The sequence below is a fragment of the uncultured Roseobacter sp. genome (assembly GCF_947495025.1).
GTDB lineage: Bacteria > Pseudomonadota > Alphaproteobacteria > Rhodobacterales > Rhodobacteraceae > Roseobacter.
The window spans coordinates 606659-632940 of the sequence record NZ_CANLXG010000001.1 but is presented as its reverse complement, the minus strand read 5'-3'; the positions used below and the strand labels follow the sequence as shown (position 1 = coordinate 632940).

Sequence of the window (26282 nt, the reverse complement as noted above, 5' to 3'; positions counted from 1 at the left end):
GCAAAAAACTGCTATAAAGAGGAAAGCTGTCAGGATCATTTTGCATTTTTGCAAAGGTAGAGAAATGCAGACCAACTGGGATGACCTGCGCCTGTTTCTGGCAGTGGCCCGTGAGCACAGTCTTTCGGGGGCTGGCAAGGTCTTGCGGCTTGATCCTGCGACGGTCGGGCGACGGATGCAGCGGCTGGAACGGGCGCTGCAGGCAACGCTCTTTGCAAAATCCCAGATGGGCTATGCTCTGACCGAGGCAGGCAGTGCTTTGCTGGTTCGTGCCGAGGCCGCAGAGCAGGCCATGCGCGTGGCAGAGGCTGGTCTGCCGGTCGAGGGAGAACGGCTGCGCGGGCAGATCCGTATCGGCGCACCTGATGGCTGTGCCAATTATCTGCTGCCGCAGGTCTGCACCGCGATTTCCGACCAGAACCCCGATCTCGATATCCAGATCGTTGCCCTGCCGCGGGTGTTCAATCTCTCGCGTCGTGAAGCGGATATGGCAATTGCCGTCAGCGCGCCGGAGGCCGGCCGTCTGGTTGTCAAGAAAGTGACCGATTATCGTCTGCACCTCGCCGCCAGTGCGGATTATCTCGCGCAGCATCCCCCGATCAGAACGCCGGAAGATCTGCGGGGCCATCGTCTTGTCGGATATATTCAGGATATGATCTTTGACCGGGAACTCGACTATCTGGACAGCATCGGACTGACGCGCGTGCCGCTGGCGTCAAATTCGGTCTCGGTGCAGGTCAACTGGCTGCGACAGGGCGGGGGAATCGGCATCGCGCATGATTTTTCCCTGCCCGCGACGCCCGGACTGCAGCGGGTGCTGGCCGACCAATTCAGTCTCCGACGCGCTTTCTATCTGATCCGCCACGCCGATGACCGTCACAACGCACGGTTGAGCCGGTTCGCAGAGGCACTGAGCAGCGGATTACGCGCTGAAGTGGCGCGGCTGGAAGCCCGTGCTTGACAGAATGCGCCTTTGAGGTGACGCTGAGAGTATTCACAGATACGTTACAGCGAGGTGCGTTATGCTTGTCTCTCAGATCCTTAAAACGAAGTCGTTACAGGATGTTGTGACCGTGCCCCCCAGTATGCTGGTATCTGAAGCGGCAAAAATCCTGTCGGAAAAACGCATTGGTACGGTGATTGTCTCCCGGGATGGCAAGGCGGCAGACGGTATTCTTTCAGAACGCGATATCGTGCGGGAGATCGGTGCGCGCGGGGCGGGCTGCCTTGTGCATGCTGTTGATACGCTGATGACGTCCAAGCTGGTCACATGTCACAGCGACGACCAGGCTGACGCGATCCTCAAGAAAATGACAGACGGCCGGTTCCGGCACATGCCGGTTGTGGAAAACGGTGAACTGCGCGGGCTGATCTCGCTGGGCGATGTGGTCAAGGCGCGGCTGATGGAACTTGCCATGGAGAAAGACGCGCTCGAAGGGATGATCATGGGTCACTGAGGCCCTGCCAGAACCCGGTACAGAGAAATGACAGGCTCAGCGCTTGCCTTTCGGCACCATTAATGCTGGTTTACCGCAACGATCCGAAGACTGGAGAGCCTGATGCGCGTAGGCCTTTACCCCGGCACATTTGACCCGATCACGCTGGGCCATCTCGATATCATCAGACGGGCTTCTGTACTGCTCGACAGGCTGGTGATCGGTGTTGCGATTAACCGCGACAAGGGCCCGCTTTTCAGTCTTGAGGAACGCGTGGCGATGGTCGAGGCAGAATGCGCGCTGCTGTCCGAGCAGACCGGGATGCAGATCGTGGTCCACCCTTTTGAGAACCTGCTGATCGACTGTGCGCGCGACGTGGGCGCTCAGATGATTGTCAGGGGCCTGCGTGCGGTTGCTGATTTTGAATATGAATACCAGATGGTCGGCATGAACCGGCAGCTTGATGACGGGGTCGAAACCGTCTTTCTGATGGCCGAGGCCGAGCATCAGGCGATCGCCAGCAAGCTGGTCAAGGAAATCGCCCGGCTGGGTGGTGATGTCAGCAAATTTGTCACCCCGCCGGTGCGGGAACAGCTGCTGGCCAAGCTCGGCCAGGACTGACGCCTACCTGTTTGTGGCAGCCACGACCCGGATCATGTCCCGCAGACGGCAGGAAAAACCCCACTCGTTGTCATACCAGGCGAGAACGCGCACCAGCGTGCCGCTCTGCACGCGGGTCTGATCGGTTGCAAAAATCGCGCTGTGCGGATCCCGCGCGAAATCCTGTGACACCAGTTTACGGTCGGTAATGCCGATAATGCCACGCATCGGACCATTTGCGGCCGTTCGAACAGCGTCGTTGACCTCCTCCACTGTGACGGCACGGGACACATCCACCGACAGGTCGATGCACGACACGTTCGGGGCTGGCACCCGGATTGCCTGACCTGTGATCAGACCGTCGAGTTCGGGGATCACGAGGCCCATGGTTTCAGCGGCACCCGTTGATGTCGGGATCATCGAAAGGGCCGCCGCCCGTCCGCGGTAAAGATCGGCGTGCGGGGCATCATGCACGGGCTGCGAGGTCGTGTAGCAATGCACCGTAGTCATCATCCCACGGGTAATGCCGAAAGCGTCATGCAGGACCTTTGCGACCGGCGCGAGGCAGTTGGTGGTGCAGGAGCCGTTCGAGATCAGCCTGTCATCGCTGCTGATCCGGTCATGATTGACGCCGTACACAACCGTCGGGCCGTCTCCCCTGGCCGGTGCCGACAGCAGCACCCGGCCCGAGCCGTTCTGAAAGTGACGTTCCGCATCCGCGATGCGTGTAAAGTGGCCGCTGCATTCAAGGGCAATGTCGATATCGCCCCATGGCAGGTTGGCAGGGTCCTGATGGCCGCTGATCCGCACGGGCCCTTTACCGAACCGGATGGTATCGCCCTCCAGGGTGACGGGATGCGGAAAGCGCCCGTGTACGGAATCAAATTCGAGCAGGTGGGCCAGCGCCTCTGCGGGGGCCGGGTCGTTGATGGCGACGACGGTGATGTCGTCTGTACCGGTTTCTGCAAGCACACGCAGCAGCGTGCGGCCAATGCGCCCGAACCCGTTGATCCCGATCCTGATGGCCATAGGGCCTCCTTCGCTGCCTCCCGGTCACCCGGAACGTGCTGTCACCGCCAGAAGGCCATCCATTCAATCAGCTCAAGCAGCCTGCGTCCGAGGAAGAGCAGCGCATCACCGTCGTTCAGCATCAGATCGAGCGCACAAAGCGCGACGATAGCCGCGCCCAGAACGATAGCGATACGGTTGGTCATCACGGATCTCTCAACAGGCCGGAAGCAGCAGACCATGCTGCTGTTCCCATATCGCCCGTATGACACCCGTTGCCCGGACGGGCAAGGGTCAGCCGAGACGGCCCATGGTGGCCGCGACATCCGCCATACGCGCCGAAAACGCCCATTCATTGTCGTACCAGGCCAGCACGCGCACTGTGCGTCCGCCGACCACCTTGGTCTGTTCGGGTGCTACGATGCAGCTGTGCTCTGTGTGGTTGAAATCGACCGATACCTTTGGCTCGGGGTCATAGGCCAGCACCCGCGACATGTGGCCGTTGGCCGCCGTTTCCAGCGCGGCGTTCACCTCTTCGACAGTAACATCGCGCGGGGCCTCAAAAGTCAGATCGACAGCGGACACATTGGGCGTCGGTACGCGCATGGCCGTGCCGTCAAGCTTGCCGGCCAGGTTCGGCAGCACCTCGCCCAGGGCTTTGGCAGCGCCTGTGGACGTGGGGATGATCGCCATGGCGGCAGCACGTGCGCGGTAAAGATCGCTGTGCCGGCGGTCCAGCGTCGGCTGATCACCTGTGTAGGAGTGGATCGTTGTCATGATGCCGCGCTCGATACCGATTGCCTCGTCCATCACCTTGGCCAGCGGCGCAAGGCAGTTGGTGGTGCAGGAGCCATTGGACACAACCGCATCTGAGGCGATCATATCCCTGTGGTTCACACCGAAAACGACCGTGCGGTCCACGTTTCTGGCCGGCGCCGAGATCAGAACACGCCCCGCGCCACGGTCGATATGGGTGCGGGCCCGGTCGCCATCGTTAAACTGGCCCGTGCATTCCAGAACCACATCGACGCCTTCCCAGTCCAGCTCGTTCAGATCGTAGCTGGACATCATGCGGATCGGGCCACGTCCCAGATCCATCGTGTTGGCGCCGGTGACGATTTCACCGGGATAGCGGCCATGTACAGAATCGTATTTCAGAAGGTGCGCCGCGGTTTCCAGGGGCCCGGTGGCGTTCACAGCGACCACGCTGATGTCATTGCGACCTGAACTGACGATGTGCGAAAGGGTGCAGCGACCAATGCGTCCGAACCCGTTGATGCCCACTCTGATGGTCATGTTCCACTCTCCGCTTTGTGTACCTTCGTATTCCCTGCTGTGCGTATAGCCAGAGGGGTGCTGTCGGGGAATGATAAAAACACTCTGATTTCGGTATGTTAGCGTTAAAATGAATGTTAGCGGTAAACCTGCGGCGCAGGTTTCGGGTTCATGTGAACAAAAACGGTATTTGCAGCGTTTGTTTACCTGTGCGCATAAATGAAACGCGACCTTTCGGGGCGGTGACAGGTGAAGGAACAGGTAACATGAGTGGTCTTCTAGCGCTTCTGGACGATGTAGCGGCGATTGCAAAGGTTGCGGCGGCATCGGTGGACGATGTTGTCGGGCAGGCGGCCAAAGCCGGCTCCAAGGTCGCCGGCGTGGTGATTGATGACGCCGCCGTGACGCCGAAATATGTGACGGGCTTTGAGCCGAAACGCGAACTTCCGATCATCTGGAAAATAACCCGCGGGTCACTGTTCAACAAGATGGTCATTCTGTTGCCTGCGCTTCTGATGCTGAACGCTTTTGCCCCCTGGATCATCACGCCGCTGCTGATGCTTGGCGGCGCATATCTCTGTTTCGAAGGTGCGGAAAAAATCTTTCACTGGCTTTACCCGCACGGGGACCCGCATGTGGAGAAAGACATGTCCGTGGGTGATCCTCTGCACCTTGAGGAAACGCGGGTCAAAGGGGCGATCAAAACCGACTTCATCCTGTCCGCGGAAATCATGACCATTATCCTCGCCAATATTGAGGCGGACAGCTTCTGGTTCGAGGCTGCAACGCTTGCTTTTGCCGGTATTGCAGTGACCGTGTTTGTCTATGGCACTGTCGCGCTGATCGTCAAAATGGACGACATCGGCGTGTGGATGGCCGCCAACGGGATGACCGGTCTGGGCCGGTCGCTCGGGCGCGGACTGGTGCGGGGAATGCCGGTGTTGCTCAAGGTCCTGACCATCGTCGGAACGGCGGCGATGCTCTGGGTCGGCGGGTCGATAATAATTCACGGGCTGGATGTGATGGGGGCACCGTGGCTTTATGACGAAATCCACCACATTGCCGTCGCGGTCGCCAGCGGCATGAGCGAGGGCGCCGGTTTTGTGGAATGGGGAATTACTGCATTGCTGGATGGGATCTTTGGCCTCGTACTGGGCATGCTGCTGATCCCGGTGGTGACCCGTGTCATCGGTCCGCTGATACAGAAAATGACCGGCGCAGAGAGCGCCGGTCACTGAAATGCAGGGCTGGCGGGAGCGGGGACCGATTGCCCCCGTGCCCGAAGATCAGGTGCGCGGATCAGGCTGCCACTTGCCGTCCAGCAGGTCACGGACCTTCTGCGCTGCGGCCTCTGCCGTGATCCCGAACTCTTTGTAGAGCGTGCCGGCAGGTGCGGAAGCGCCAAAATCATGCATCCCGATAAAGCCTGATTTTTCCCGTTTGCCGCGCTCGCCAAAGAGCCAGCGGTCCCAGCCGAACCGCATACCTGCCTCGATACCGACCCGTACAGGCCCGCCTGGCAGAACGCGCTTGCGATATGCCTCGTCCTGCTCCTCGAACAGTTCCCAGCAGGGCATAGAGACAACCCGTGTACCGATGCCTTCGGCGTGCAGGATATCCCGGGCCGCCATGGCGATCTCCACCTCAGAACCGGTCGCCATCAGGATCGCCCGGCGTTTGCCTTCGGCGTCTGCCAGAACATAGGCGCCCTGTGCTGTCAGGTTCCTGTTCTTGTGTTCTGTGCGCACGGTCGGCAGACCCTGACGTGTCAGCGACAGCACCGAAGGCGTCTGCTTCTGCGTCAGTGCCAGTTCCCAGCTTTCTGCCGTTTCGATAGTGTCAGCAGGGCGGAAAACATAGGTGTTCGGCGTGGCTCGACTGATCGCCAGATGTTCAACAGGCTGGTGGGTCGGGCCATCTTCGCCAAGACCGATGCTGTCGTGCGTCATGACAAACACTGTCGGAATTTTCATGAGTGCGGCCAGACGCATCGCCGGGCGTGCATAGTCCGTGAAACACATAAATGTTCCGCCATAGGGGCGTATGCCGCCATGCAGCGCCATACCGTTCATCGCGGCGGCCATGCCGTGCTCGCGGATACCCCAGTAGACATAGCGGCCGGCCCGGCTGTCTACGTCAAAGACGCCCAGATCGCCGGTTTTGGTGTTATTCGAGCCGGTCAGGTCAGCCGATCCGCCAACTGTTTCCGGCATCACCGGGTTGATGACTTCCAGCGCTTTTTCCGAGCTCGCCCGCGTGGCCAGTTTTGGTGCGGTTTCCGACATCTGCTTTTTGAATGCCTTGATTGTTGCACTCAGCTTTTTCGGCGCATCAAGCGCGTAGGCACGGTTGAAGGTTTCACGTTTGCCGCGGGGCAGGGTGTCAAAGCGCTCTTCCCAGGCGCGGCGTTCTTCCGCGCCACGTGCGCCGATTGCTTCCCAGGCAGATTTCACATCCGCCGGCACTTCAAACGGGCCGGTTTTCCAGCCCCAGGCCGCTTTCGCTTCGGCGTTCTGGTCTGCATTGGTCAGGGCGCCGTGGCCTTTGGACGTATCCTGTGCGGCGTGGCCCAGAGCAATATGCGTTTTGCACGCGATCATGGTGGGTTGCGCGCTTTTCTTGGCAGCTGTCAGGGCCGCGTCGATTTCAACCGGGTTGTGACCATCGATTTCAATGACTTCCCAGCCCGCGGACCTGAAACGGCCAACCTGGTCTGTGCGGTCGGACAGGGTAACGGGGCCGTCGATGGTGATGTTGTTGTTGTCCCACAGCACGATCAGCTTGCTCAGCTGGTGGCGGCCGGCAAGCGTGATGGCCTCCTGGCTGACACCTTCCATCAGACATCCGTCACCGGCGATGACGTATGTGTGGTGGTCCACCACTTTCCTGCCGTAAGTGGCGCGCTGGATCTCCTCGGCCATGGCGAAACCGACCGAATTGGCGATGCCCTGTCCAAGGGGTCCGGTCGTCGTTTCGATACCGCCTGCATGGCCATATTCCGGGTGACCTGCGGTAATCGCGCCCCACTGGCGGAAGTTTTTGACCTGCTCAAGCGTCATGTCTTTGTAGCCAGTCAGGTGCAGCAGGGAATAGAGCAGCATCGACCCATGACCTGCGGACAGGATAAACCGGTCGCGATCGGGCCATTCGGGGTTGGCAGCATCAAACTTCAGGTGCTTTTCAAACAGAACAGTCGCCACGTCGGCCATACCGATGGGCATGCCCGAGTGACCGGAGTTCGCGGCGGCCACAGCGTCGAGAGCAAGGGCACGGATTGCAGTGGCTTTGGACCAGTGGTCCGGATGCGCGGCGGCGAGAGCTTTGAGATCCACGGGATCGGTGTTCCTTTTTCGGCTGGGCTGCCCGGTTGCGGGCGGCTGTCGGTGTCTGCGTCAGAGCGCTGCATAACAGTCAGCCCGCAAAGATCAAGTAGGCCGCGGGCGCGGGCAGGTGGCGTGACTTGAAGAAGCACGCGCAAGTTGCTGATACTGTTCAAAGGCGTATTTGTTGTGCAGGGCGGTTGCAGGTACGGTTAACCATGGTTTTGGCGATTCGGCCCCGTTTTTCATGGGATCAGGGCGGTTTCGGAAGGGGTACAGACAGGCATGAGTGAGATTGACGAACTGCAGCGGCGCATAATGTCGGCGATGGACAGGGTGGCGCAGGGGCTGGACGGGCTGAATGCCGCCGATCCGGCAGAGGCAGACGCGTTGCGCCAGGAGCTGGCCGACGAGAAGTCTGTCAATGCTGACCTGAAAGAGCGGATTGACGCCCTGAGCGCGCAGCATGAGAAAATCCTGCACGATGCAGAAGCAAAAATCGAAGCCAAGATGGCCGATCTTGACAGTCAGCTCCAGAAGCTCCGCAGCATCAATGCACAGCTGGTGGAAGCCTGCGATGCACTGCGCAGCGCAAATGCCGAAGGGGTGGGTGACCCGCACCTTATAAACAAGTCGATGATGACCGAACTGGAAGCAGTCCGGGCCATGCGCAGCGCCGAGATGGCCGAGGCCGGCGAGATCATTGCCGCGCTCACACCCATGCTGGAAGACGCAGCGTCTGCCGGCAGTACCGGAGGGGTTCAGTAATGCCAGAGGTCACGATCAACATCGGTGGGCGCAGTTTCGAGGTCGCCTGTCAGGCCGGTGAAGAACACTATCTGCAGACGGCGGCAAAGATGCTCGATGACGAGGCGCAGATTCTGGCCGATCAGGTCGGTCGTATGCCCGAAGCACGGATGCTTCTGATGGCGGGCCTGATGCTGGCCGACAAGACCGCGAGCGTTGAGGAACGCGTGGCCGAGGTTCAGGCAAAACTGAACGAACGCGAAGCCGAGATCACAGCTCTGCGCGAGGCAGCCGCCGAACCCGAGCGCATTGAGGTGCCGGTTGTGCCGGACGCGGTCACCGATACCCTGGCCGAACTGGCGGCGCGGGCCGAGGCGATGGCCGAAGCGGTGGAAGAGAAAAAACGCGCCTGATGCGCGGTCTTGCGGCATCGCTTGTCTTGCTGGCTGCACCGGTGGCCGCAGAACATCCCGTCATCTACACCTGCGCCGGGCCGGACCCTGTTGTTGTCATCTACAGTGACACCGGAACAGCCAGCGTCATTCTGGGCGCTTCAAGCTTTGACCTTGCACAATCGGTCACGGCGTCGGGCGCACAGTACCGCGCAGATCTGGGGGCGTTGCAGGTCGTCTGGTGGTCGAAAGGGCAGGACGGATTTCTGATCCTCAAAGACAGAGCCGGGCGAGAAGTATCACGCCTGGCCTCTGACTGCGTGGCACAGTAGCGTCCGGCGCCTCAGCCGTTGGCTTCGCGGATCTTATCGGCGGCGTCTTTGTCGAATCCCACGCCGTTTTCTTCCAGCAGCGTGTCGAGCTCGCCCGACAGCGTCATCTCAGTGATGATATCGCAGCCGCCGACAAATTCGCCTTTGACATACAGTTGCGGGATTGTCGGCCAGTCAGAGAAATCCTTGATGCCCTGACGAATGCCCTCATCAGCCAGCACATTCACGTCCGAATACTGAACACCCATATAATTCAGCACCCCGGCGACACGGCTGGAAAACCCGCACTGTGGCATTTCCTTGGTGCCTTTCATGAAAAGCACAACGTCGTTGGCAGTGATGGTTTCCTGGATCTGTGTGTTTGCGTCGGTCATGTCAGTTTTCCTTCGAATGTCGGTGCCCTTGGGGCAGATGTTTGAGGCGCGCGGATCAGTCCGGCGCCTTTGTGGTCAGGGCCAGTGCATGGAGGTCACCGTTTGAGCCATCCATTCGGCCTTTGAGCGCTGCGTAGACCGCGCGTTGCTGCTGGACCCGGTTTTTCCCGCGAAAGCTTTCGTCTACGACCATGGCGGACATGTGCACACCGTCATCGCCCTCGACGCGGATCTGCGCATCCGGAAAAGTCTGGCGCAGCAGGTCTTCAATTTCACTGGCTTGCATCGGCATGATGTTGCTCCCGTCCGGCTTTGCTCCAGATGTAGTCGGACGCAGCCCCGGGGACAAGTGTCCGCGTGGTGCAAAAGTCAGTCCGGGGATGGTGATCGCACCGGTTTTCAGGCAGACATCTGCCAGGGGCTGATCCATAGTTTGTGCGGGAGGTTCAGAATGGACATTTCAGACAACGCACCCGAGCTGGCGCTGGCCTGGCACGAGGCCGGTCGCGGCGCCGTACTGGCAACGGTTGTTGAAACCTGGGGGTCGGCGCCAAGGCGCACAGGCGCGCAGCTTGTCATCGACGGCCAGGGTCACATGGAGGGGTCGGTTTCCGGTGGCTGTGTGGAGGGCGCTGTGGTGCTCGAAGCCATTGAGGCGCTGGAAAAAGGCGAAGAGCGTCTGCTGGAATATGGTGTCAGCGACGGGGATGCCTTTGCGGTGGGCCTGGCCTGTGGCGGTACGATCCGCATACTGGTGGAACCTGTGGGGGCTGTCCTGCCGCCGGACCTGCTGCGTGACCTTGTTGCTGCGCGTGCGGAACAGCGCCCGGTCGCTTATGAGGTCGCACCCGGCACCGGCCAGCGCAGGCTGGTGCACGATGGGTATCCGCAGCGGTTCGCAATGGACCGGTCGGGGTTTGAGCCCGACGGTGGCCCGTTTGTGGCCATCCACAACCCGCCTCTGCGGCTGATCGTTGTGGGCGCGGTGCATATCGCACAGGCGCTTGTGCCGATGGCACGGCTTGCCGGGTATGACCCGGTGGTGGTGGACCCGCGTGGAGCCTTCGGGTCCGCGGCCCGGTTCCCGGACACACGTCTGGTCGCGGAATGGCCCGACGAAGCGCTGGAACAGATCGGGCTGCATGCCCGCACAGCAGTCGTGTTGCTGACCCATGATCCCAAACTGGATGACCCGGCACTGCACCTGGCTCTGGAAGGCGAGTGCTTTTATATCGGCGCGCTGGGGTCAAAACGCACCCATGCATCCCGCGTGGCGCGGCTGCAGGATGCGGGATTCTCCGCTGACCAGATCGCGCGGATCCACGGGCCGGTCGGGCTTGACATCGGTGCATCCGGCCCGCCGGAAATCGCGGTGTCGATCATGGCGCAGATGACGCAAGTACTGAGACGCGGGTCGTGATTTTCGGTCCCGTCCCGACAGATGAAGCGCTGGGTGCTATCCTTGCGCATTCCGTCGGTCTGGGCGGTCGGGCGCGTTTGCGAAAGGGCCGGGTGCTGGAGGCGGCGGATATCACGCGGCTGAACGCTGCCGGCATTACATCTGTGGTGGTGGCACGCCCGGAATCCGGCGATGTGACAGAGAACGAGGCCGCAGGGCAACTGGCCCGTGCGCTGGTACCGGATGCAGGGGCGGCCTGTCTGAGGCTGACCGAACCATTTACCGGGCGGGTCAATCTGCTGGCGCAGGGACCCGGAGTTGCTGTTCTCCGGACCGGTGACATCGAGGCTGCAAACCGCGTGCACCCGATGATAACGGTCGCCACAGTGCCACAGCACCAGCAGATACAGGACGGCGGTATGGTGGCAACCATCAAGATCATCTCCTATGCAGTACCGCGCACCGCGCTGGATGCGGCCTGTGATCTGGCGACGGGCGCAATCCGGCTTGCAGCACCGGTTGTGCAGAATGCTCTGCTGATCGTAACGGAAACGGATGGCGGTGCGGGACTGAAAGGTGTGGACGCTATCGCAGGCCGCGTCGCGGCGTTCGGGCTGCGGATGCGGGACCCGGTTGTCGTGCCGCATGATACGGACAGGCTGGCGCAGGCGCTGCGTGCGGCCCGGGCCGATCTGATCATGATACTGACCGCTTCGGCGACTTCTGATCCGATGGATACAGCCCCCGAAGCCCTGCGTGCTGCAGGTGGCGAGGTCGCGCGCTTTGGCATGCCTGTGGATCCGGGCAATCTGCTTTTCATCGGCGCGATTGGTGGTGCGCCGGTGATCGGGCTGCCCGGATGCGCCCGGGCGCCTGCTCTGAACGGCGCGGACTGGGTGCTTTCGCGGCTCATCTGCGGGATCGACGTTACCGCCGATGATATTGCCGGCATGGGGGTCGGCGGACTGCTCAAGGAGATCCCGTCGCGGCCCCAGCCGCGCGCCGGAAAACAGACCCGCTGAACCTGCGGTATACTGCCACTTTGTGCAGCGCGCTGAAAGGAATGAAATTTCCTGTTCTCAACGCAACCCTGCCGTGCTTAACTCCTGTCAGAAACCAACAAAAGTTTTCAGGGAGGAAACCATGGCACAGGTCTCAATGACCGTGAACGGGAAAGCCGCGTCCGGCGAAGTGGAAGGGCGCACGCTGCTGTCGTCTTTTCTGCGGGACACGCTGCAGCTCACGGGGACACACGTAGGATGTGATACCAGCCAGTGCGGCGCCTGTGTGGTGCACGTCAACGGTGAGGCTGTAAAGGCCTGCACCATGCTGGCCGCAGAGGCAGACGGTGCCGAAGTGGCAACGATCGAGGGTCAGGCGAATGCTGACGGATCGCTCAACGTGATCCAGCAGGCGTTTCAGGACCACCACGGCCTGCAGTGCGGGTTCTGCACGCCCGGCATGGTGATGTCGGCCGCTGCTCTGCTGAAAGAGAATCCGACCCCGTCCGAGGCAGAGGTGCGTGAATACCTCGAAGGCAATATCTGCCGCTGTACCGGGTACCACAATATCGTCAAGGCGATCATGGCTGCTTCGGGTCAGGACGTGAGTTCAATCGCCGCTGAATAAAAGCGTAACAGGGGACCGCCCGTGGCCGCGCCACGGTACGGAACACCCCCGGGGCGGAGTTTTCCGCCGCATCTCCAGGGAGGAATGATATGCCTAAAGACAGTGGCATTGGCGCCAGTTCAAAGCGCCGCGAGGACGTCCGGTTTCTGACAGGGGCCGGCAATTACACCGATGACATCAACATCCACGGCCAGGCGCATGTGTTTTTCCTGCGCTCTGATATTGCGCATGGTACGATCAACAGCGTTGATACCTCTGCCGCCGAAGCGATGCCCGGTGTCGTTAAAATCTTTACCGGTGCCGATTTCGAGGCCGTGGGCGGTATGCCCTGCGGCTGGCAGGTGACGGACAAGCATGGCGACCCCATGCAGGAACCCAAACACCCGGTTCTGGCCCACGGCAAGGTCCGGCATGTTGGCGAGCCGGTTGCAGCTGTTGTTGCAGACACGCTGGAGCAGGCGCGCGATGCAGCCGAGGCCATCGACGTCGATATCTCTGAGCTGCCGGCGGTGGTCGATATGAAGGCCGCCGTGTCCGACGGGGCGACCAAAGTACACGACGATCTGACGTCAAACCTCTGTTATGACTGGGGTTTTGTCGAGGAAAACAAAGCCGCAACCGATGAGGCATTTTCCAACGCCGCGCATGTGACCACGCTGGAGCTGGTGAACAACCGTCTGGTGGCCAACCCGATGGAGCCGCGTGTCGCAGTGGGTGACTATGCCCGCGGAACAGGGGATCACACGCTCTATACAACCTCGCAGAACCCCCATGTGATCCGCCTGCTGATGGGCGCGTTTGTGCTGGGCATCCCCGAGCACAAGCTGCGTGTTGTGGCACCCGATGTAGGCGGCGGTTTCGGCACCAAGATTTTCCACTATCAGGAAGAGGCCTTCTGCACATTTGCCGCCAAAGCCTGCGGGCGCCCGGTAAAATGGACGTCGAGCCGGTCTGAGGCGTTCATGTCTGACGCCCATGGCCGTGACCACGTGACAAAGATCGAGCTGGCGCTGGATGGTGATAACAACTTTACCGCGCTGCGCACCGAGACCTTTGCGAACATGGGGGCGTATCTCAGCACTTTTGCACCATCGGTGCCGACCTGGCTGCACGGCACGCTTATGGCTGGCAACTACAAGACCCCGCTGATCTATGTGAACGTCAAAGCGGTGTTCACAAACACGGTGCCGGTCGATGCCTATCGTGGTGCCGGGCGCCCCGAGGCGACGTTCCAGCTGGAGCGGGTCATCGACAAGGCCGCACGCGAGCTTGGCGTGGATCCGATAGCGCTGCGCCGTCAGAACTTTGTGACGGAATTCCCCTACGCCACGCCGGTGGCCGTTGAATACGACACCGGGGATTATGTCGCCACGATGGACAAGCTCGAAGAGATGGCCGACCTTTCTGGTTTCGAGGCACGTCGCAAGGCGTCTGAGGCCAGGGGCAAACTGCGCGGTCTCGGTGTGAACTGCTATATCGAGGCCTGCGGCATTGCGCCGTCGAACCTTGTGGGGCAGCTCGGTGCGCGCGCGGGGCTCTATGAATCCGCGACTGTGCGGGTGAATGCCACCGGTGGTCTGGTCGTGATGACCGGCAGCCACAGCCACGGGCAGGGGCATGAAACGGCCTTTCCGCAGGTCATCGCCGATATGATCGGGATCGACGAGAGCATGATCGAGATCGTGCATGGCGATACGGCCAACGCACCGATGGGCATGGGCACTTATGGCTCACGCTCACTGGCTGTGGGGGGCTCTGCGATGGTGCGGGCGACGGAAAAGATCATCGCCAAAGCCAAAAAGATCGCGAGCCACATCCTGGAGGCCTCTGAAGCCGACATCGAGCTGAAGGACGGTACATTCTCGGTGGCCGGTACAGACAAGTCTCTGGCCTGGGGGGATGTGACACTGGCGGCTTATGTGCCGCATAACTATCCGCTCGAGGATCTGGAGCCAGGGCTGGAGGAGACGGCGTTCTATGATCCGTCGAACTTCACCTATCCTGCCGGCGCCTATGCCTGTGAGGTAGAGGTCGATCCCGACACCGGTAAGGTCACGATCGAGGCCTTCACAGCAGTGGATGACTTTGGCAATGTGGTGAACCCGATGATCGTCACGGGGCAGGTCCACGGCGGTCTGGCCCAAGGTATCGGCCAGGCTCTGCTGGAGAACTGTGCCTATGACGAGAACGGTCAGCTGCTGAGCGCATCCTATATGGATTATGCGATGCCACGTGCTGATGATCTGCCGTTCTATCAGGTGGACCATTCCTGTCAGACCCCGTGCACGCACAACCCGCTGGGTGTGAAAGGGTGCGGTGAGGCCGGCGCAATCGGCTCGCCTCCGTCGGTGGTCAATGCGGTTGTCGATGCGCTGCAGTCCGCTGGTAAGGATGTCACGCACATCGATATGCCGCTGACGCCTGCGCGTGTCTGGGCAGCGATGCAGGGCTGAGGCGAATGGGAGGATGTGATCCGGTAAAGGCGCAAAGGGACACTGTACCGTCGCGCCCTCAGACAGTCTGCCGCTCACGCGGACCGGACCGCTCCTCCGGCGATATTTCTGGCCAGACGAAACACAGGTTTCGCTGGTCTGAGGAAAGGAAAGAAGATGTATAACTTTGATATAGAACGCCCCGGCTCTGTTGCCGATGCGGCCACGGCCATGGGTCGGGAAGAAGCGCAGGCGCTGGGGGGCGGGCAGACCCTGATCCCGACGCTGAAACAGCGTCTGGCCAGCCCGTCTGTGCTGGTATCGCTGAGCGGTATTGCAGAGATGCAGGGCGTATGCACCACCGATGACGGACGTGTCGCCATTGGCGGCGCGACAACCCATGCAACGGTCGCGCGGGATGCCGCGGCACTTTATCCCGGGCTGGCAGACCTGGCCAGCCATATCGGCGATCCTGCGGTCCGAAACCGCGGGACAATCGGTGGGTCACTGGCCAACAATGACCCCTCTGCCTGCTATCCGGCCGCTGCTCTGGCATCGGGGGCGACGATCATTACCAACAACCGCGAGATTGCAGCGGATGATTACTTTCAGGGTATGTTTACAACTGCGCTGGAAGAAGGCGAGATTATCACCGAAGTGCGTTTCCCGGTGCCGGAAGCATCAAACTATCAGAAGTTTGTGCAGCCTGCATCGCGGTTCGCGCTGGTCGGCGTCTTTGTGGCAAAGTTCGCGGAAAGCGTGCGCGTTGCTGTGACCGGCGCCTCAAACGACGGCGTATTCCGCTGGAGTGAGGCCGAGGCTGCACTTTCGGGCAACTTTTCACAAAGTGCTGTCGACGGGCTGTCTTTGCCTGGCGATAACATGATCAGCGACCTGCACGGAACCGGCGCCTACCGCGCTCATCTGGTTGGTGTCATGACAAAGCGGGCCGTGACCGCCGCAGGCTGAGATCGCCAGCAGAGCATTAAAAAATCCCGCCCCCGGTGGCGGGGTTTTTCGTTTGTGCCGATGATCTGCCGCAACGGAAGACCGCAGCCGTGCAGGGCACGAAGCGCGCTCGAAAAGATCCGGCAACAACGCGCCCGGAATATTGTTCGGTGTATTCGGCCTGTTTCGGAACAGACTTCAGATTAAAATTGATTTGCTGTTTTTTTCTCCCAACAGTTGAGATTTGCGAGCGGATGCGTCTAATGTCAGACAATTGACAGGTGCATCTGCGTGTGCACCGTAAAAACACAACAGCGGGGACATTGCCGCAACCATCAGAAAGGGGACAGCGAAACGATTTCAGAGGCCCGGAAGGGCCCGCGCAACCGCCCGAACAGAGGGCGCAGAATTCATGGGAGGAATATTATGAACCTGAGACCTGATCCGACATTTTACCCGTCGCCCAAGCTGGCGATGCAGGCGCCGGTCGAAAACTATGCCTTTACGGTGATGCTCAGCCCCGACGGCTCGCAATCCGACGGAATTGCCGTGGTTGACCTGAAACCGGACTCTGACACCTACGGGCAGATCGTGCACCAGGTGATTGTGCCCAACAAGGGTGACGAATTTCACCACTTTGGCTGGAACGCCTGCTCTTCAGCACTCTCGCCGCTTTCCGGTCATGCCTTCCTCGAGCGCCGCTATCTGATCGTGCCGGGGATCCGGTCGTCGCGTATCTATGTCATCGACGTCAAAGACCCGCTGAAAGCGCATATCCACAAGACAATTGAACCCGAAGAGCTCTTTGCAAAAACAGGCTATTCGCGCCCGCACACCATTCACTGCGGACCCGAAGGCATCTATGTGTCCTGCCTCGGTGGGGGCGGTGCGGATGGCACTGACGGACCTCCGGGTATTTTCATCATGGACTGCGAAACCTTCGAGATCATCGGTCAGTACGAAATGGACCGTGGCCCGCAGGACAAACACTATGACTTCTGGTGGAACCTGCCGCAGGACTACATGGTAAGCTCTGAATGGGGGTTGCCACCGCAGTTCGAGAATGGCGTTGTGGCCGAGGATCTGCTCTCGAACAAATACGGCCACTCCATCCACTTCTGGGATCTGCGCGCGCGCAAAAACATCCAGACCATTGACCTTGGCGACAACCACCAGATGGCGCTGGAAATCCGGCCCGCGCATGATCCGAAGAAATCCTATGGGTTCTGCGGTGTGGTCGTCGACACCACCAACCTCCAGGGATCGATTTTCACCTGGTGGCGGGATGACGATGGTAAATGGCAGGCAAAAAAGACCATCACAATCGATCCGCGCCCCGAAAAACCCGAAAATCTGCCGCCGCTGTTGCAGGGCTTTGAAGCGGTGCCGCCGCTGGTCACGGACATCGACCTCAGCCTTGATGACAAATACCTCTATGTCGCCTGCTGGGGCCTGGGCGAGATGCACCAGTATGATGTATCTGACCCGATGAACCCGGTTCTCGCCGGCAAGGTCGAGGTTGGTGGTATCGCGCGGGGCACTGCACACCCGAACGGCAAACCCTTTGCCTATGGTCCGCAGATGGTGGAAATCAGCCGGGACGGCAAACGCGTCTACTGGACCAATTCGCTGTATTCCACATGGGATGACCAGTTCTACCCGGATGACGAGGGTGGCCAGATGGTCATGGCCGATGTGGGTGAAAACGGTGGTCTGACGCTGAACAAGGATTTCTATGTCGACTTTCCTGCGGGTCTGCGGTCTCACCAGATCCGGCTCGAGGGGGGGGATTGCTCCACGGACAGCTTCTGCTACCCGTCGGTCTGAGTGTTCTCTGACATGACATCTTTGACGGCCCTCTGGGGGGCCGTCATTTTTTCGGGAGTCTATCACGGGCTCAACCCGGGGATGGGCTGGCCGCTTGCTGTCTCCGCGGCGCTGATGGAGCAGAACCCCCGTGCACTGCCGCGCGCGCTTGCAATGCTGGCGGTCGGGCATTTTGTGGCGATGATTGCCATCCTGCTGCCCTTTTCGCTGATGTTTTTCCTGGTCGAGTGGGAAACCGAAATCCGCGTCGGGGCAGGCATTATCGTTGTGGCCATGGGGGTTTATCTGCTCCTGAACCGGCGGCACCCGAAATTTCTGGCCCGGGTACATCCGGCACGGCTTGCGCTCTGGTCCTTTCTGGCGGCCATGGCGCATGGTGCCGGTCTGATGCTGGTGCCGATCTACCTGGGGATATGCGCGATCGGGCCCGACGAAACCGGTCATCTGGCAGCGCAGGCGCTGATGAGCGGCAATGTCGTCACTGCGTTTACCGTGGCCGCCGCGCATACACTGGCCATGACGGTGGCCGGCGGCGTCGTTGCCGCGGTGATCTATGTGTGGCTGGGCCTGAAGTTTCTGTCCCGGACCTGGCTGAACCTCGACGTGGTCTGGGCGCTCAGTCTGATACTGGTCGGCGCATTCGGCATCTGGTCCGCGCTTTACGGGCACTGAAAACAGCCCGCAACAAAACAAAACGCCCTGTCCATGGACAGGGCGCTGCATTCTGATTGATCAGTGGCGGTTACTTGGGCAGCGGCCCGATCAGCATGACCATCTGGCGGCCTTCCATTTTCGGGAAGTTCTCGACGCGGCCCGCGTCCTTGGTGTCTTCAGCGACACGCTCCAGCAGTTCGCGACCAAGGTTCTGGTGCGCCATCTCACGGCCCCGGAAGCGGAGCGTGACTTTTACCTTGTCGCCGTTTTCAAGGAACTTGAACACATTGCGCATCTTGACGTCATAGTCATTGGTATCCGTGTTCGGACGGAACTTGACCTCTTTGATCTCGATGATCTTCTGCTTTTTGCGCGCTTCGCTCTCACGTTTCTGCTGTTCGTATTTGAACTTGCCGAAATCCATAATTTTACAGACGGGCGGGTTGGCGTTTGGCGAGATCTCCACCAGATCCAGTCCGGCTTCATCGGCCATATCCATAGCGCGGGCGGGTGTCACCACCCCGACGTTTTCGCCCTCGGCGCCGATCAGGCGGATCTCGGGGGAACGGATCTTATCGTTTACGCGCGGGCCTGTGTCTCGTTGTGGCGGCGCGTTGTGTGGTCTGCGAGCGATGATGATAGTCCTTTGATTGTTCAAGAATATGCGAAAGCAAATTAAACCCCTGGCCGGTGCACTTCAAGCGGCAAATTGGGCCGATATGCGCCGAAACGCGCGGTTTTCCCCCTTGTGACTGGCTGGCTGATCTTTCACCTGTCAGGTCAGGAACAATCAGAGCCGGTCCGCGTTGGTCCGGCAAAGTGACGAGGGAGCAACGATATGAGAAATGTGATCTGGATTATTGTCGCAGCAGCAATCGCTGTTGGTGGCTGGTATCTTTACAGCGGACAGACACCCCAGGAGGTGGCGGACAGCGCCGCGGAGGCGGCTGGTGACGTCGCCGGGGAGGCCGCTCCGGTGGCCGAAGAGGCGGCCGAAGCCGTCAGTGACGCGGCAGAGAGCACTGCAGAGGCGGTGCAGGATGCCGCTGAGGGCGTCGCAGATGCTGCTGCCGATGCCGTCGATGCTGCAACGGATGCAGCAGGCGATGCCGTTGACGCCGCAACGGATGCGGCAGGAAATGCGGTGGATGCCGTAACCGATGCTGCAGGCGATGCAGTCGCAGCGGTTTCCGGCGCGGTCAGTGATGCAACCGACGCTGCAACTGAAACAGCATCCGACATTGCCGGGGCTGCCGGTGACGCCGCTGATGCCACCGCAGAGGCCGCAGGCGATGCGGCGGAGGGAACAGCCGCGCTGGTTGAACAGGCAGAGGACGCGGCATCGGACGCTGCCAGCGCTGCGTCAGATGCGGTAACTGATGCAACGACGACCACAACAGAAGAAGCAGTCGCAGACACACAGGAAGCTGTAGAGGAACTCGCCGACACAGCGACCGAAGGCACCGAAACACCGGCTGCCGATACTGCCAGCGACAGCAGCCTTCTGACACCTGAGGGATTCAACCTGGAGCGCGTGCAGGAGATGATCGAAAGCTCCGATCTTGCGGCTACCCAGAAAATGTTGCTGAGCAATGCTGTGAAACAGGCGCACGACAACCCGGAGCTGCTGAAAAGCACTCTGGAGCAGCTGCGCTCTGCACTGGGCATGTAAGCAGCCTGTCCATGGGGGCCGGTCCCACGGTTCCCGAAAGCGCGCCGCCTTGTCCCGCGGCGCGCTTTTTTTGTCAGGTGTGATCAGCCAACGAAGGCTTTTTCAACGACATAATGTTTGGGGTCCGAGTTGGCGCCTTCCTCAAGGCCAAAGCCTTCCAGGATTTCCTTGATGTCGTTGTTCAGACCCAGAGAGCCGCAGACCATTGCGCGGTCCGTGTCCGCCGAAATTCCATCAATACCAAGGTCAGCGAAAACAGTTCCGTCTTTAAGCAGATCCGTGATCCGCCCCATTTTCGGGCTCTCTTCGCGTGTGGTGGTCGGATAATAGGTGAGCTTGGCGAGGTTCTCTTCGCCGAGCAGCTCCAGCATCATCTCGTCCTGGCGCAGGTTTTCGATCAGCTGACGGCCATATTCCAGCTCGGCAACATCGCGGCAGGTGTGGGTCACGATAACCTGGTCGTAATCTTCATAGGTCTGCGGGTCGCGCAGCAGCGAGGCAAATGGTGCAAAGCCGGTGCCGGTCGCGAAGAACCACAGGCGTTTGCCCGGCAGCAGCGCGTCGTGCACCAGGGTGCCCACGGGTTTGGGGCGCAGGATAATTTCATCACCCGGCTGGATGTGCTGCAGTTTTGAGGTCAGCGGGCCGTCCTGCACCTTGATGGAATAGAATTCCAGTTCCTCATCCCAGGACGGGGAAGCGATGGAATACGCGCGCAGCAGCGGTTTCTGCTTTCCCGTTTCGGGATGCGGGTCGCCCATCAGGCCGATCATCACAAACTCGCCCGAGCGGAACCGCAGGGAGGCGGGCCGCGTCACGCGGAAGGAAAACAGGCGGTCGGTCCAGTGTTTTACCGATGTTACGATCTGCGCATCGGGAAGGGTCGGGACTTTTACAGCGGCGGCTTGGGTCACAGGTGTCTGCTCGGTCATGAATGTGTCAACGCAGGCTTACACCCGCGCGCTCCTTTTAGAAAGTTTTTTAAGGTCAGGGAAAGGCGGCAATCAGCCGCGCGGGGCAGGGGCGGACCCTGTGCCGCGCAAGCGCGCCTGATAATTGTGCTCCTGCCAGTTGGCACGGAAGAGCCACTGGTCCTCCGGCTGACGGGCGGCCAGCTCGTCGGAAATCTCCACTTCGTCAAAGCCTGACCGGCGGGCCATCGCGTACTGATCCGCCAGCACATGGCCCTTTGCACGCAGGCGGCCCTGATAGCCGCGCAACCGCAGCGCGCGGGCAATGGTAAAGCCACGACCATCCGCCGAGGACGGGAAATCCACGCGGATCATCTGCAGGCCGCTGCACAGCGGGATGTCCGCCGGGTCGGTGTCCGAGGGCACATCAAGCGCATCCGTGTCATTGGCAGCACCCAGTGCCACAAATCCCTCGTTCCAGTCATCCGCGGTAAACCCGCTGTCCTGAACCAGTACTGTCATGTTTTCTCTCCTTGGCGCACCGCTTTGCCGTTCACAAAATGGATGCCGCATTCGTCTTTATCTGAGTTACGCCAGCGACCGGCGCGCGGGTCCTCGCCCTGTGCCACCGGCGTCGTGCAGGGCGCACAGCCAATGGACGGATAGTTCTGCGCGACCAGCGGGTGCTGTGGCAGACGGTTTTCGGTAATATAGCGCGTGACGTCCTCGCGCGACCAGCGGGCCAGCGGGTTGACCTTGATACGGTCCGTGCCCGGCTCGACCTCAAAGAAATCCAGCTCGGCGCGCTGCCCGTTCTGAAACCGTTTGCGGCCCGTGATCCAGCCGTTGCTGCCGGCAAGGGCGTTCTGCAGCGGTTCTGTTTTGCGCAGCGAGCAGCAGGCATCCGGGTCGCGCCGGTGCAGCATGCCATCAGGATCACGGTCAGCTGCATCCGCGCTGCGCAGAACGCGCAGATTGCGCAGGCCGAGGGTTGTCGCGATTTCCTGCTGGTAGGCCAGCGTTTCGTCAAACAGCATCTCGGTGTCGATAAAGATAACCGGAATGTCCCGGTCCGCCTCTGCCGCCAGATGCAGCAGCGCCACGGATTCCGCGCCAAAGCTGGACACCAGTCTCAGGGGCGTGATCTCGGTCAGTGCCGTTCTGATCACCTCCCGTGCGTCGCGGCCTTCCAGCCGCGCGTTCAGGTCGCGCACCAGACAGGCCAGACCTTCAGAGATCTGTTCGGATGCCTGCGCGTCGCCCGAAGGTGCGTGAAGATCAAGCGGCATTGGCCTGTGTCTCCGGGTAAAGTGCTGCCTTGAACGGTGCCAGCCCCAGACGGCGGTAGGTCTCGAGGAATGTTTCCGCGGGCTCTGATCTCAGATCGAGATAGGCCAGCACCAGGCGCTCAATGGCCGGGATGATCTCTTCTGCGGAAAAACCAGGCCCGGCACGTTCGCCAATGCTTGCATCTTCCGAGCCGTCGCCGCCCAGGGTGATCTGGTAATTCTCGACACCTGCGCGGTCGAGGCCAAGAATGCCGATGTGACCTACATGGTGGTGACCGCAGGCGTTGATGCAGCCCGAGATCTTGATTTTGAGCGGACCAACATCGTGCTCCAGCTTCAGCTCGTCAAAGCGTGTCGCGATTTCCTGTGCAATCGGGATGGACCGGGCTGTGGCCAGCGCACAGTAATCCATTCCCGGGCAGGCAATGATGTCCGAGATCAGTCCGATGTTCGCAGTTCCCAGGCCAGCCGCTTTCAGGCGTGCATGGATCGCTGGCAGATCGGATTTGTGCACATGTGGCAGGATAACGTTCTGCTCGTGACTGATGCGCAGCTCGTCGTGGCCGTATTCGCGGGCCAGTTCGGCCATTTCGCGCATCTGGTCAGAGGTCGCGTCACCGGGTGTGGCGCCATGGGCTTTGAGGCTGATCGACACGATGGCATAGCCCGGCGCACGGTGATCGCTGAGATTGGTGTCCGCCCAGGAGCGGAACACCGGATCGTTGGTATAGGCGCCTTCGAAGGCGGCGAGCGACTTTTCGCGGAATTCAGGGGCAGCGAAATCGCTCTCAATTGCGGCCAGCATCTGCTGATCAACGCCTGTGAACAGCGGTCGGACCAGTGCAAAGCGCTCTTCGACCCGCGCGCGGATATCCTCCAGGCCGTTTTCGTGCACGGTGATCTTGATACGCGCCTTGTACTTGTTGTCGCGACGGCCCAGCACGTTGTAAACGCTGACAATGGATTCCAGATAGGGCAGCAGGTCTTCGCGGGGCAGGAATTCCCGCAGCACCTTGCCGATCATGGGTGTACGGCCCAGACCGCCGCCGACAATAACCTCAAATCCGGCCTCGCCGTCACGTTCGACCATGCGCAGGCCGATGTCATGCGCTTTGGTCACCGCGCGGTCCGTGGAGGACCCTGTCACAGCCACTTTGAACTTGCGCGGCAGGAACTGGAATTCCGGGTGGTCGGTGGACCACTGACGAATAAGCTCTGCCACGGGACGCGGATCTGCGATCTCGTCAGCGGATGCACCGGCAAAATGGTCTGCTGTTACGTTACGGATCGTGTTGCCCGACGTCTGGATGGCGTGCATCTGCACCTCTGCCAGCGCGTCCAGCATGTCAGGCACGTCGCGCAGTTCGGGCCAGTTGTACTGGATGTTCTGGCGCGTGGTGAAATGGCCGTACCCCTTGTCCCAGCGGTCCGCGATATCCGCCAGTTTATGCATCTGGCGGCTGTTCAGCGTGCCATAGGGGATCGCGACGCGCAGCATATAGGCGTGCAGCTGCAGATAGAGGCCGTTCATCAGACGCAGCGGCTTGAATTCATCCTCGGTCAGCGAGCCATCGATGCGGCGCTCAACCTGAGAGCGGAACTGTGCATTGCGTTCCTTGATAAAGGCCGCGTCAAAATCGGTGTAATTATACATGGGCCTGAGCCTCCTGTTTGCCGTGCGCATAGTTCGACGGGCCCGTTGCCCGGAAGTCTTCGCGGAAATGGGTGGGTCTGGGCGTGCCGCCAGAGGCATCAACGTCCGCCAGGTAAACGCCGACAACGCGGTCGGTCTGCTGGCTGGCATCAATCATGCGCAGATCAGCATCTGCTTCGTCTGTCAGCACTTCGGCCAGGGCCAGGTCCCGGGTCCAGCCGTCGGCGGTCTGATAGATCACATCGCCTTTGAGAAGATCATTGGCGGTGACAACTTTTGGGGTGAATGCGCGGGCCATGTTACAGCGCCTCCTGCGTTCTGACGGGGTGTTGAAAGGGGGTATCGACGAGACGGCGGCGTGCCGCAGCGGCCTCGCGCGGGGCGAGACCATAGAAGGTGAGGGCCGGGCCGCTCATGTCTGCAGCTTCAAGAGCGGCGGGCAGGGCGTCCAGCGTTGTCTCAAGCACGCGCTGTTCAGGACGCGAGGCGTTTTCGATGATCGTCACCGGTGTATGCCGGTCAGCACCATGCATGATCAGCCGGCCCTGAATGAACCGCGCGGATTTCTTGCCCATGTAGATCGCGGCAACCTCGCCGGGGCGTGCCAGCGTATTCCAGTCGTGATCGGCAAATCCCCTCGTGTCGTGGCCGGTCAGGAAGCGCACAGAGGAATTGCGCCCGCGTCTGGTCAGGCTCTGGCCGATCTCGGCCACGGCGGCGGAGGCAGAGGTGATCCCGGGCACGATGTCCCAGCCGATCTGATGCGCATCAACGGCATCGATCTCTTCGTCCAGACGGCCGAAAACAGTGGCATCACCGGATTTCAGGCGCACGACCTGTGCGCCGGTTTTTGCATGCTCGACAATCAGGTCGTTGATGTCGTCCTGCTTCATGGACGGACCAAAGCCTTCTTTGCCGGCGTCAATCATCACGGCCTCGCGGCGGGCAAGCTCCAGCACCGGCTGGCTGATCAGACGGTCATAGATCACCACGTCAGCCTCATCGAGCACGCGGCGGGCCTTCATGGTCAGCAGGTCCGGATCACCGGGGCCTGCGCCGACGAAATGCACATGGCCGGAACGCGCTTTGCGATCGAGGTGGTCGTTCAGCAGGCTGTTCAGCCGCGCGCGGACCCGGTCCTCGCCACCACTGATGGCGGCGGGGCCCGCGTTGAAATAATAATCGCGCCAGAAATCGCGGCGGGCGCGGCCAAAGGGCAGCGCATCGGCCATCTTGCGGAAACCCTTGCCGATACGCGCGAGCGGGCCAAGGGCGGCAGGCAGGCGTTCTTCGAGATCCGCCTTGATCGCACGCGCCAGCACGGGGGCCGCGCCCTCGGTGCCGATAGCAATCGTGACAGGGTCGCGGTCGACGATGGCGGGGGTGATGAATTCGCTGTCCTGCAGATTGTCCACAACATTGATCAGCGCGCCATCTGCGCGGGCAATCCCGACGGTGCGTGCATCTTCGACCGCATCCTCGTCAGCGGCATAAAACAGCGCAGCACAGAGCGTGTCTCCCGGCGCCATTGCGCGCGTGACAAGCCGCAGCTTGCCCTCACCGGCCCATTTCACGATCTCCGGTGCAGGATCGGGGCTGAATACAGTAATGTGACCTGTGGACTTCATCAGCAGGCGCAGTTTGGCCAGGGCCGCATCGCCGCCACCGGACAGCACAATGCGCCGGCCTTCGACGCGCAGAAAGATGGGAAAATGATCCATGTGGTCGTCTTTCTCTGATTTCTTGTGCTCAATATAGGAAATATTCCCGGTATTTTGCCATATGCTCTGGTTGAAAAGGATGTTTGTTCTGATTTATACGTAAAGGAGAACAAACGCCCGTATTCAGTGGAGATGATGGAATGGCAGTTCGGATGGATGATACAGACCGGAAAATCCTCGCAGAGCTGCAGCGCGACGCGGGCCAGTCTCTGGACGAAATCGCGGCAAAAACAGGGTCTTCCAAGACGCCGGTGTGGAACCGGATTCGGAAAATGCGCGACGCAGGCATCATCGGGCAGCAGACCTTTGTGCTGGATGCCGAGGCGCTCGGTTTTGAAGCGTGCTTCTTTGTTCTGATCCGCACATCAGAGCACGAAGCTGACTGGCAGGCGCGTTTCCTGAAGGCCCTGCGGGACAGGCCCGAAGTACAGGAAGCGCACCGTCTGGCAGGCGATATCGACTATATTCTGAAAGTAAGGGTAAAGAATGCGCGCGCCTATGATGCCTTTTATCAGGCGCTGATCTCAGAAGTTCGGGTGCACAATGTCACGGCGCTGCTGTCGATGGAGGAGATCAAATCGACAACGATGCTGCCGCTGGAAACCTGATCCGAAGGCGCGGCTGCGCCGCATTCCATTCTGGGAGGACGCGCTGATGCGCGT

Annotated in this window: 29 protein-coding genes; 16 read left to right on the top strand and 13 right to left on the bottom strand. The window is 60.6% G+C overall.

All coding sequences use genetic code 11. From position 1 onward, the window contains the following. Positions 1-64 precede the first annotated feature (64 nt). From Q0792_RS03115 to coaD, 3 genes are all read left to right on the top strand, one after another. On the top strand, positions 65-961 hold the full coding sequence (locus Q0792_RS03115; RefSeq protein ID WP_298836291.1) for a LysR family transcriptional regulator: 897 nt from the start codon (positions 65-67) through the stop codon (positions 959-961). Between the two features lie 61 nt (positions 962-1022). After that, positions 1023-1457 carry a CBS domain-containing protein gene (locus tag Q0792_RS03110; RefSeq protein ID WP_298836289.1) on the top strand — a complete coding sequence of 145 codons (435 nt, stop codon included), beginning with the start codon at positions 1023-1025 and terminating at the stop codon, positions 1455-1457. A gap of 102 nt (positions 1458-1559) precedes the next feature. Next, on the top strand, positions 1560-2057 hold the full coding sequence (coaD, locus tag Q0792_RS03105; protein ID WP_298836288.1) for a pantetheine-phosphate adenylyltransferase: 498 nt from the start codon (positions 1560-1562) through the stop codon (positions 2055-2057). Between the two features lie 3 nt (positions 2058-2060). On the opposite strand, the gene gap (Q0792_RS03100) is transcribed toward coaD, so the two are convergent. From gap (Q0792_RS03100) to gap (Q0792_RS03090), 3 genes are all read right to left on the bottom strand, one after another. Continuing rightward, positions 2061-3065 (bottom strand): type I glyceraldehyde-3-phosphate dehydrogenase, encoded by a 1005-nt coding sequence (gene gap / locus Q0792_RS03100; RefSeq protein WP_298836286.1) that lies wholly within the window; start codon positions 3063-3065, stop codon positions 2061-2063. Positions 3066-3106: 41 nt separating this feature from the next. Then, positions 3107-3250, bottom strand: a complete 144-nt coding sequence (locus Q0792_RS03095; protein WP_298836284.1) for a hypothetical protein — start codon at positions 3248-3250, stop codon at positions 3107-3109. Between the two features lie 88 nt (positions 3251-3338). Next, complete coding sequence (gene gap / locus Q0792_RS03090) at positions 3339-4340, bottom strand: type I glyceraldehyde-3-phosphate dehydrogenase (RefSeq protein WP_298836282.1); 1002 nt, start codon at positions 4338-4340, stop codon at positions 3339-3341. A 245-nt stretch (positions 4341-4585) separates the two neighbouring features. Between gap (Q0792_RS03090) and Q0792_RS03085 the strand changes: the two genes are divergently transcribed. Further along, the gene (locus Q0792_RS03085) at positions 4586-5557 is read left to right on the top strand and encodes a DUF808 domain-containing protein (RefSeq protein ID WP_298836280.1); all 972 of its coding nucleotides are present in this window, start codon (positions 4586-4588) and stop codon (positions 5555-5557) included. A gap of 48 nt (positions 5558-5605) precedes the next feature. Here Q0792_RS03085 and tkt read toward each other — a convergent pair whose 3' ends face one another. After that, entirely contained in the window at positions 5606-7651 is a 2046-nt protein-coding gene (tkt, locus tag Q0792_RS03080; protein WP_298836278.1) for a transketolase, read from the bottom strand. 273 nt (positions 7652-7924) lie between these two features. Between tkt and Q0792_RS03075 the strand changes: the two genes are divergently transcribed. From Q0792_RS03075 to Q0792_RS03065, 3 genes are read left to right on the top strand one after another with little or no spacing between them, the layout of a single operon-like run. Further along, complete coding sequence (locus Q0792_RS03075; protein WP_298836276.1) at positions 7925-8407, top strand: hypothetical protein; 483 nt, start codon at positions 7925-7927, stop codon at positions 8405-8407. Beyond that, on the top strand, positions 8407-8799 hold the full coding sequence (locus Q0792_RS03070; protein ID WP_298836274.1) for a cell division protein ZapA: 393 nt from the start codon (positions 8407-8409) through the stop codon (positions 8797-8799). The genes Q0792_RS03075 and Q0792_RS03070 overlap by 1 nt, the downstream gene beginning before the upstream one ends. Then, positions 8799-9110, top strand: a complete 312-nt coding sequence (locus tag Q0792_RS03065; protein ID WP_298836272.1) for an MliC family protein — start codon at positions 8799-8801, stop codon at positions 9108-9110. The genes Q0792_RS03070 and Q0792_RS03065 overlap by 1 nt, the downstream gene beginning before the upstream one ends. 11 nt (positions 9111-9121) lie before the next feature. Here the strand turns inward: Q0792_RS03065 and grxD are convergent, their stop codons facing one another. Together grxD and Q0792_RS03055 are read right to left on the bottom strand one after the other, a co-directional pair. Continuing rightward, entirely contained in the window at positions 9122-9484 is a 363-nt protein-coding gene (gene grxD / locus Q0792_RS03060) for a Grx4 family monothiol glutaredoxin (RefSeq protein WP_298836270.1), read from the bottom strand. A 55-nt stretch (positions 9485-9539) separates the two neighbouring features. Further along, on the bottom strand, positions 9540-9776 hold the full coding sequence (locus tag Q0792_RS03055) for a BolA/IbaG family iron-sulfur metabolism protein (RefSeq protein WP_298836268.1): 237 nt from the start codon (positions 9774-9776) through the stop codon (positions 9540-9542). A 159-nt stretch (positions 9777-9935) separates the two neighbouring features. Here Q0792_RS03055 and Q0792_RS03050 point away from each other — a divergent pair, with 159 nt between their 5' ends. From Q0792_RS03050 to Q0792_RS03020, 7 genes are all read left to right on the top strand, one after another. Then, a complete protein-coding gene (locus Q0792_RS03050) occupies positions 9936-10904 on the top strand; it encodes an XdhC family protein (protein ID WP_298836266.1) in 969 nt (322 codons plus the stop codon). Continuing rightward, positions 10901-11905 (top strand): molybdopterin-binding protein, encoded by a 1005-nt coding sequence (locus tag Q0792_RS03045; RefSeq protein WP_298836265.1) that lies wholly within the window; start codon positions 10901-10903, stop codon positions 11903-11905. Before Q0792_RS03050 ends, Q0792_RS03045 begins: the two co-directional genes overlap by 4 nt. Positions 11906-12026: 121 nt before the next feature. Further along, positions 12027-12512: a (2Fe-2S)-binding protein gene (locus Q0792_RS03040; RefSeq protein ID WP_298836264.1), complete on the top strand. Its 486-nt coding sequence runs from the start codon at positions 12027-12029 to the stop codon at positions 12510-12512. A gap of 89 nt (positions 12513-12601) precedes the next feature. Beyond that, positions 12602-14965: a xanthine dehydrogenase family protein molybdopterin-binding subunit gene (locus Q0792_RS03035; protein WP_298836263.1), complete on the top strand. Its 2364-nt coding sequence runs from the start codon at positions 12602-12604 to the stop codon at positions 14963-14965. 156 nt (positions 14966-15121) lie between these two features. After that, positions 15122-15913, top strand: coding sequence for a xanthine dehydrogenase family protein subunit M (locus Q0792_RS03030; protein ID WP_298836262.1), 792 nt, complete (start codon positions 15122-15124; stop codon positions 15911-15913). Between the two features lie 405 nt (positions 15914-16318). After that, positions 16319-17719, top strand: coding sequence for a selenium-binding protein SBP56-related protein (locus Q0792_RS03025; protein ID WP_298836261.1), 1401 nt, complete (start codon positions 16319-16321; stop codon positions 17717-17719). Between the two features lie 12 nt (positions 17720-17731). Next, positions 17732-18391 carry a hypothetical protein gene (locus Q0792_RS03020; protein ID WP_298836260.1) on the top strand — a complete coding sequence of 220 codons (660 nt, stop codon included), beginning with the start codon at positions 17732-17734 and terminating at the stop codon, positions 18389-18391. 70 nt (positions 18392-18461) lie between these two features. Here the strand turns inward: Q0792_RS03020 and infC are convergent, their stop codons facing one another. Continuing rightward, a complete protein-coding gene (gene infC, locus Q0792_RS03015) occupies positions 18462-19007 on the bottom strand; it encodes a translation initiation factor IF-3 (protein ID WP_367276764.1) in 546 nt (181 codons plus the stop codon). Between the two features lie 204 nt (positions 19008-19211). Here infC and Q0792_RS03010 point away from each other — a divergent pair, with 204 nt between their 5' ends. Continuing rightward, positions 19212-20045 carry a translation initiation factor 3 gene (locus Q0792_RS03010; protein WP_298836259.1) on the top strand — a complete coding sequence of 278 codons (834 nt, stop codon included), beginning with the start codon at positions 19212-19214 and terminating at the stop codon, positions 20043-20045. Between the two features lie 83 nt (positions 20046-20128). Here Q0792_RS03010 and Q0792_RS03005 read toward each other — a convergent pair whose 3' ends face one another. The 6 genes from Q0792_RS03005 to cysG form a co-directional block, all read right to left on the bottom strand. Continuing rightward, positions 20129-20977 (bottom strand): ferredoxin--NADP reductase, encoded by an 849-nt coding sequence (locus Q0792_RS03005; protein WP_298836258.1) that lies wholly within the window; start codon positions 20975-20977, stop codon positions 20129-20131. Positions 20978-21049: 72 nt separating this feature from the next. Continuing rightward, positions 21050-21478: a DUF934 domain-containing protein gene (locus tag Q0792_RS03000; protein WP_298836257.1), complete on the bottom strand. Its 429-nt coding sequence runs from the start codon at positions 21476-21478 to the stop codon at positions 21050-21052. After that, positions 21475-22245, bottom strand: a complete 771-nt coding sequence (locus Q0792_RS02995; protein WP_298836256.1) for a phosphoadenylyl-sulfate reductase — start codon at positions 22243-22245, stop codon at positions 21475-21477. Before Q0792_RS02995 ends, Q0792_RS03000 begins: the two co-directional genes overlap by 4 nt. Next, positions 22235-23899, bottom strand: a complete 1665-nt coding sequence (locus Q0792_RS02990) for a nitrite/sulfite reductase (RefSeq protein ID WP_298836255.1) — start codon at positions 23897-23899, stop codon at positions 22235-22237. The genes Q0792_RS02995 and Q0792_RS02990 overlap by 11 nt, the downstream gene beginning before the upstream one ends. After that, on the bottom strand, positions 23892-24197 hold the full coding sequence (locus Q0792_RS02985) for a DUF2849 domain-containing protein (RefSeq protein WP_298836254.1): 306 nt from the start codon (positions 24195-24197) through the stop codon (positions 23892-23894). The genes Q0792_RS02990 and Q0792_RS02985 overlap by 8 nt, the downstream gene beginning before the upstream one ends. A 1-nt stretch (position 24198) precedes the next feature. Beyond that, positions 24199-25620, bottom strand: a complete 1422-nt coding sequence (gene cysG / locus Q0792_RS02980; protein ID WP_298836253.1) for a siroheme synthase CysG — start codon at positions 25618-25620, stop codon at positions 24199-24201. A gap of 140 nt (positions 25621-25760) precedes the next feature. Between cysG and Q0792_RS02975 the strand changes: the two genes are divergently transcribed. Further along, entirely contained in the window at positions 25761-26228 is a 468-nt protein-coding gene (locus tag Q0792_RS02975) for an Lrp/AsnC family transcriptional regulator (RefSeq protein WP_298836252.1), read from the top strand. The last annotated feature ends 54 nt before the right edge of the window (positions 26229-26282 follow it).

Coding starts and splice junctions, on each gene's coding strand:
- cysG (WP_298836253.1), bottom strand. CDS start 25,620: ATGGATCATTTTCCCATCTTTCTGCGCGTCGAAGGCCGGCGCATTGTG.
- Q0792_RS03065 (WP_298836272.1), top strand. CDS start 8,799: ATGCGCGGTCTTGCGGCATCGCTTGTCTTGCTGGCTGCACCGGTGGCC.
- Q0792_RS03095 (WP_298836284.1), bottom strand. CDS start 3,250: ATGACCAACCGTATCGCTATCGTTCTGGGCGCGGCTATCGTCGCGCTT.
- Q0792_RS03040 (WP_298836264.1), top strand. CDS start 12,027: ATGGCACAGGTCTCAATGACCGTGAACGGGAAAGCCGCGTCCGGCGAA.
- Q0792_RS03115 (WP_298836291.1), top strand. CDS start 65: ATGCAGACCAACTGGGATGACCTGCGCCTGTTTCTGGCAGTGGCCCGT.
- grxD (WP_298836270.1), bottom strand. CDS start 9,484: ATGACCGACGCAAACACACAGATCCAGGAAACCATCACTGCCAACGAC.
- gap (WP_298836286.1), bottom strand. CDS start 3,065: ATGGCCATCAGGATCGGGATCAACGGGTTCGGGCGCATTGGCCGCACG.
- Q0792_RS02985 (WP_298836254.1), bottom strand. CDS start 24,197: ATGGCCCGCGCATTCACCCCAAAAGTTGTCACCGCCAATGATCTTCTC.
- Q0792_RS03035 (WP_298836263.1), top strand. CDS start 12,602: ATGCCTAAAGACAGTGGCATTGGCGCCAGTTCAAAGCGCCGCGAGGAC.
- coaD (WP_298836288.1), top strand. CDS start 1,560: ATGCGCGTAGGCCTTTACCCCGGCACATTTGACCCGATCACGCTGGGC.
- Q0792_RS03050 (WP_298836266.1), top strand. CDS start 9,936: ATGGACATTTCAGACAACGCACCCGAGCTGGCGCTGGCCTGGCACGAG.
- Q0792_RS03020 (WP_298836260.1), top strand. CDS start 17,732: ATGACATCTTTGACGGCCCTCTGGGGGGCCGTCATTTTTTCGGGAGTC.
- Q0792_RS03025 (WP_298836261.1), top strand. CDS start 16,319: ATGAACCTGAGACCTGATCCGACATTTTACCCGTCGCCCAAGCTGGCG.
- gap (WP_298836282.1), bottom strand. CDS start 4,340: ATGACCATCAGAGTGGGCATCAACGGGTTCGGACGCATTGGTCGCTGC.
- Q0792_RS02990 (WP_298836255.1), bottom strand. CDS start 23,899: ATGTATAATTACACCGATTTTGACGCGGCCTTTATCAAGGAACGCAAT.
- Q0792_RS03110 (WP_298836289.1), top strand. CDS start 1,023: ATGCTTGTCTCTCAGATCCTTAAAACGAAGTCGTTACAGGATGTTGTG.
- Q0792_RS03005 (WP_298836258.1), bottom strand. CDS start 20,977: ATGACCGAGCAGACACCTGTGACCCAAGCCGCCGCTGTAAAAGTCCCG.
- Q0792_RS02995 (WP_298836256.1), bottom strand. CDS start 22,245: ATGCCGCTTGATCTTCACGCACCTTCGGGCGACGCGCAGGCATCCGAA.
- Q0792_RS03075 (WP_298836276.1), top strand. CDS start 7,925: ATGAGTGAGATTGACGAACTGCAGCGGCGCATAATGTCGGCGATGGAC.
- Q0792_RS03070 (WP_298836274.1), top strand. CDS start 8,407: ATGCCAGAGGTCACGATCAACATCGGTGGGCGCAGTTTCGAGGTCGCC.
- Q0792_RS03055 (WP_298836268.1), bottom strand. CDS start 9,776: ATGCCGATGCAAGCCAGTGAAATTGAAGACCTGCTGCGCCAGACTTTT.
- Q0792_RS03030 (WP_298836262.1), top strand. CDS start 15,122: ATGTATAACTTTGATATAGAACGCCCCGGCTCTGTTGCCGATGCGGCC.
- Q0792_RS03000 (WP_298836257.1), bottom strand. CDS start 21,478: ATGACAGTACTGGTTCAGGACAGCGGGTTTACCGCGGATGACTGGAAC.
- Q0792_RS03085 (WP_298836280.1), top strand. CDS start 4,586: ATGAGTGGTCTTCTAGCGCTTCTGGACGATGTAGCGGCGATTGCAAAG.
- Q0792_RS02975 (WP_298836252.1), top strand. CDS start 25,761: ATGGCAGTTCGGATGGATGATACAGACCGGAAAATCCTCGCAGAGCTG.
- Q0792_RS03010 (WP_298836259.1), top strand. CDS start 19,212: ATGAGAAATGTGATCTGGATTATTGTCGCAGCAGCAATCGCTGTTGGT.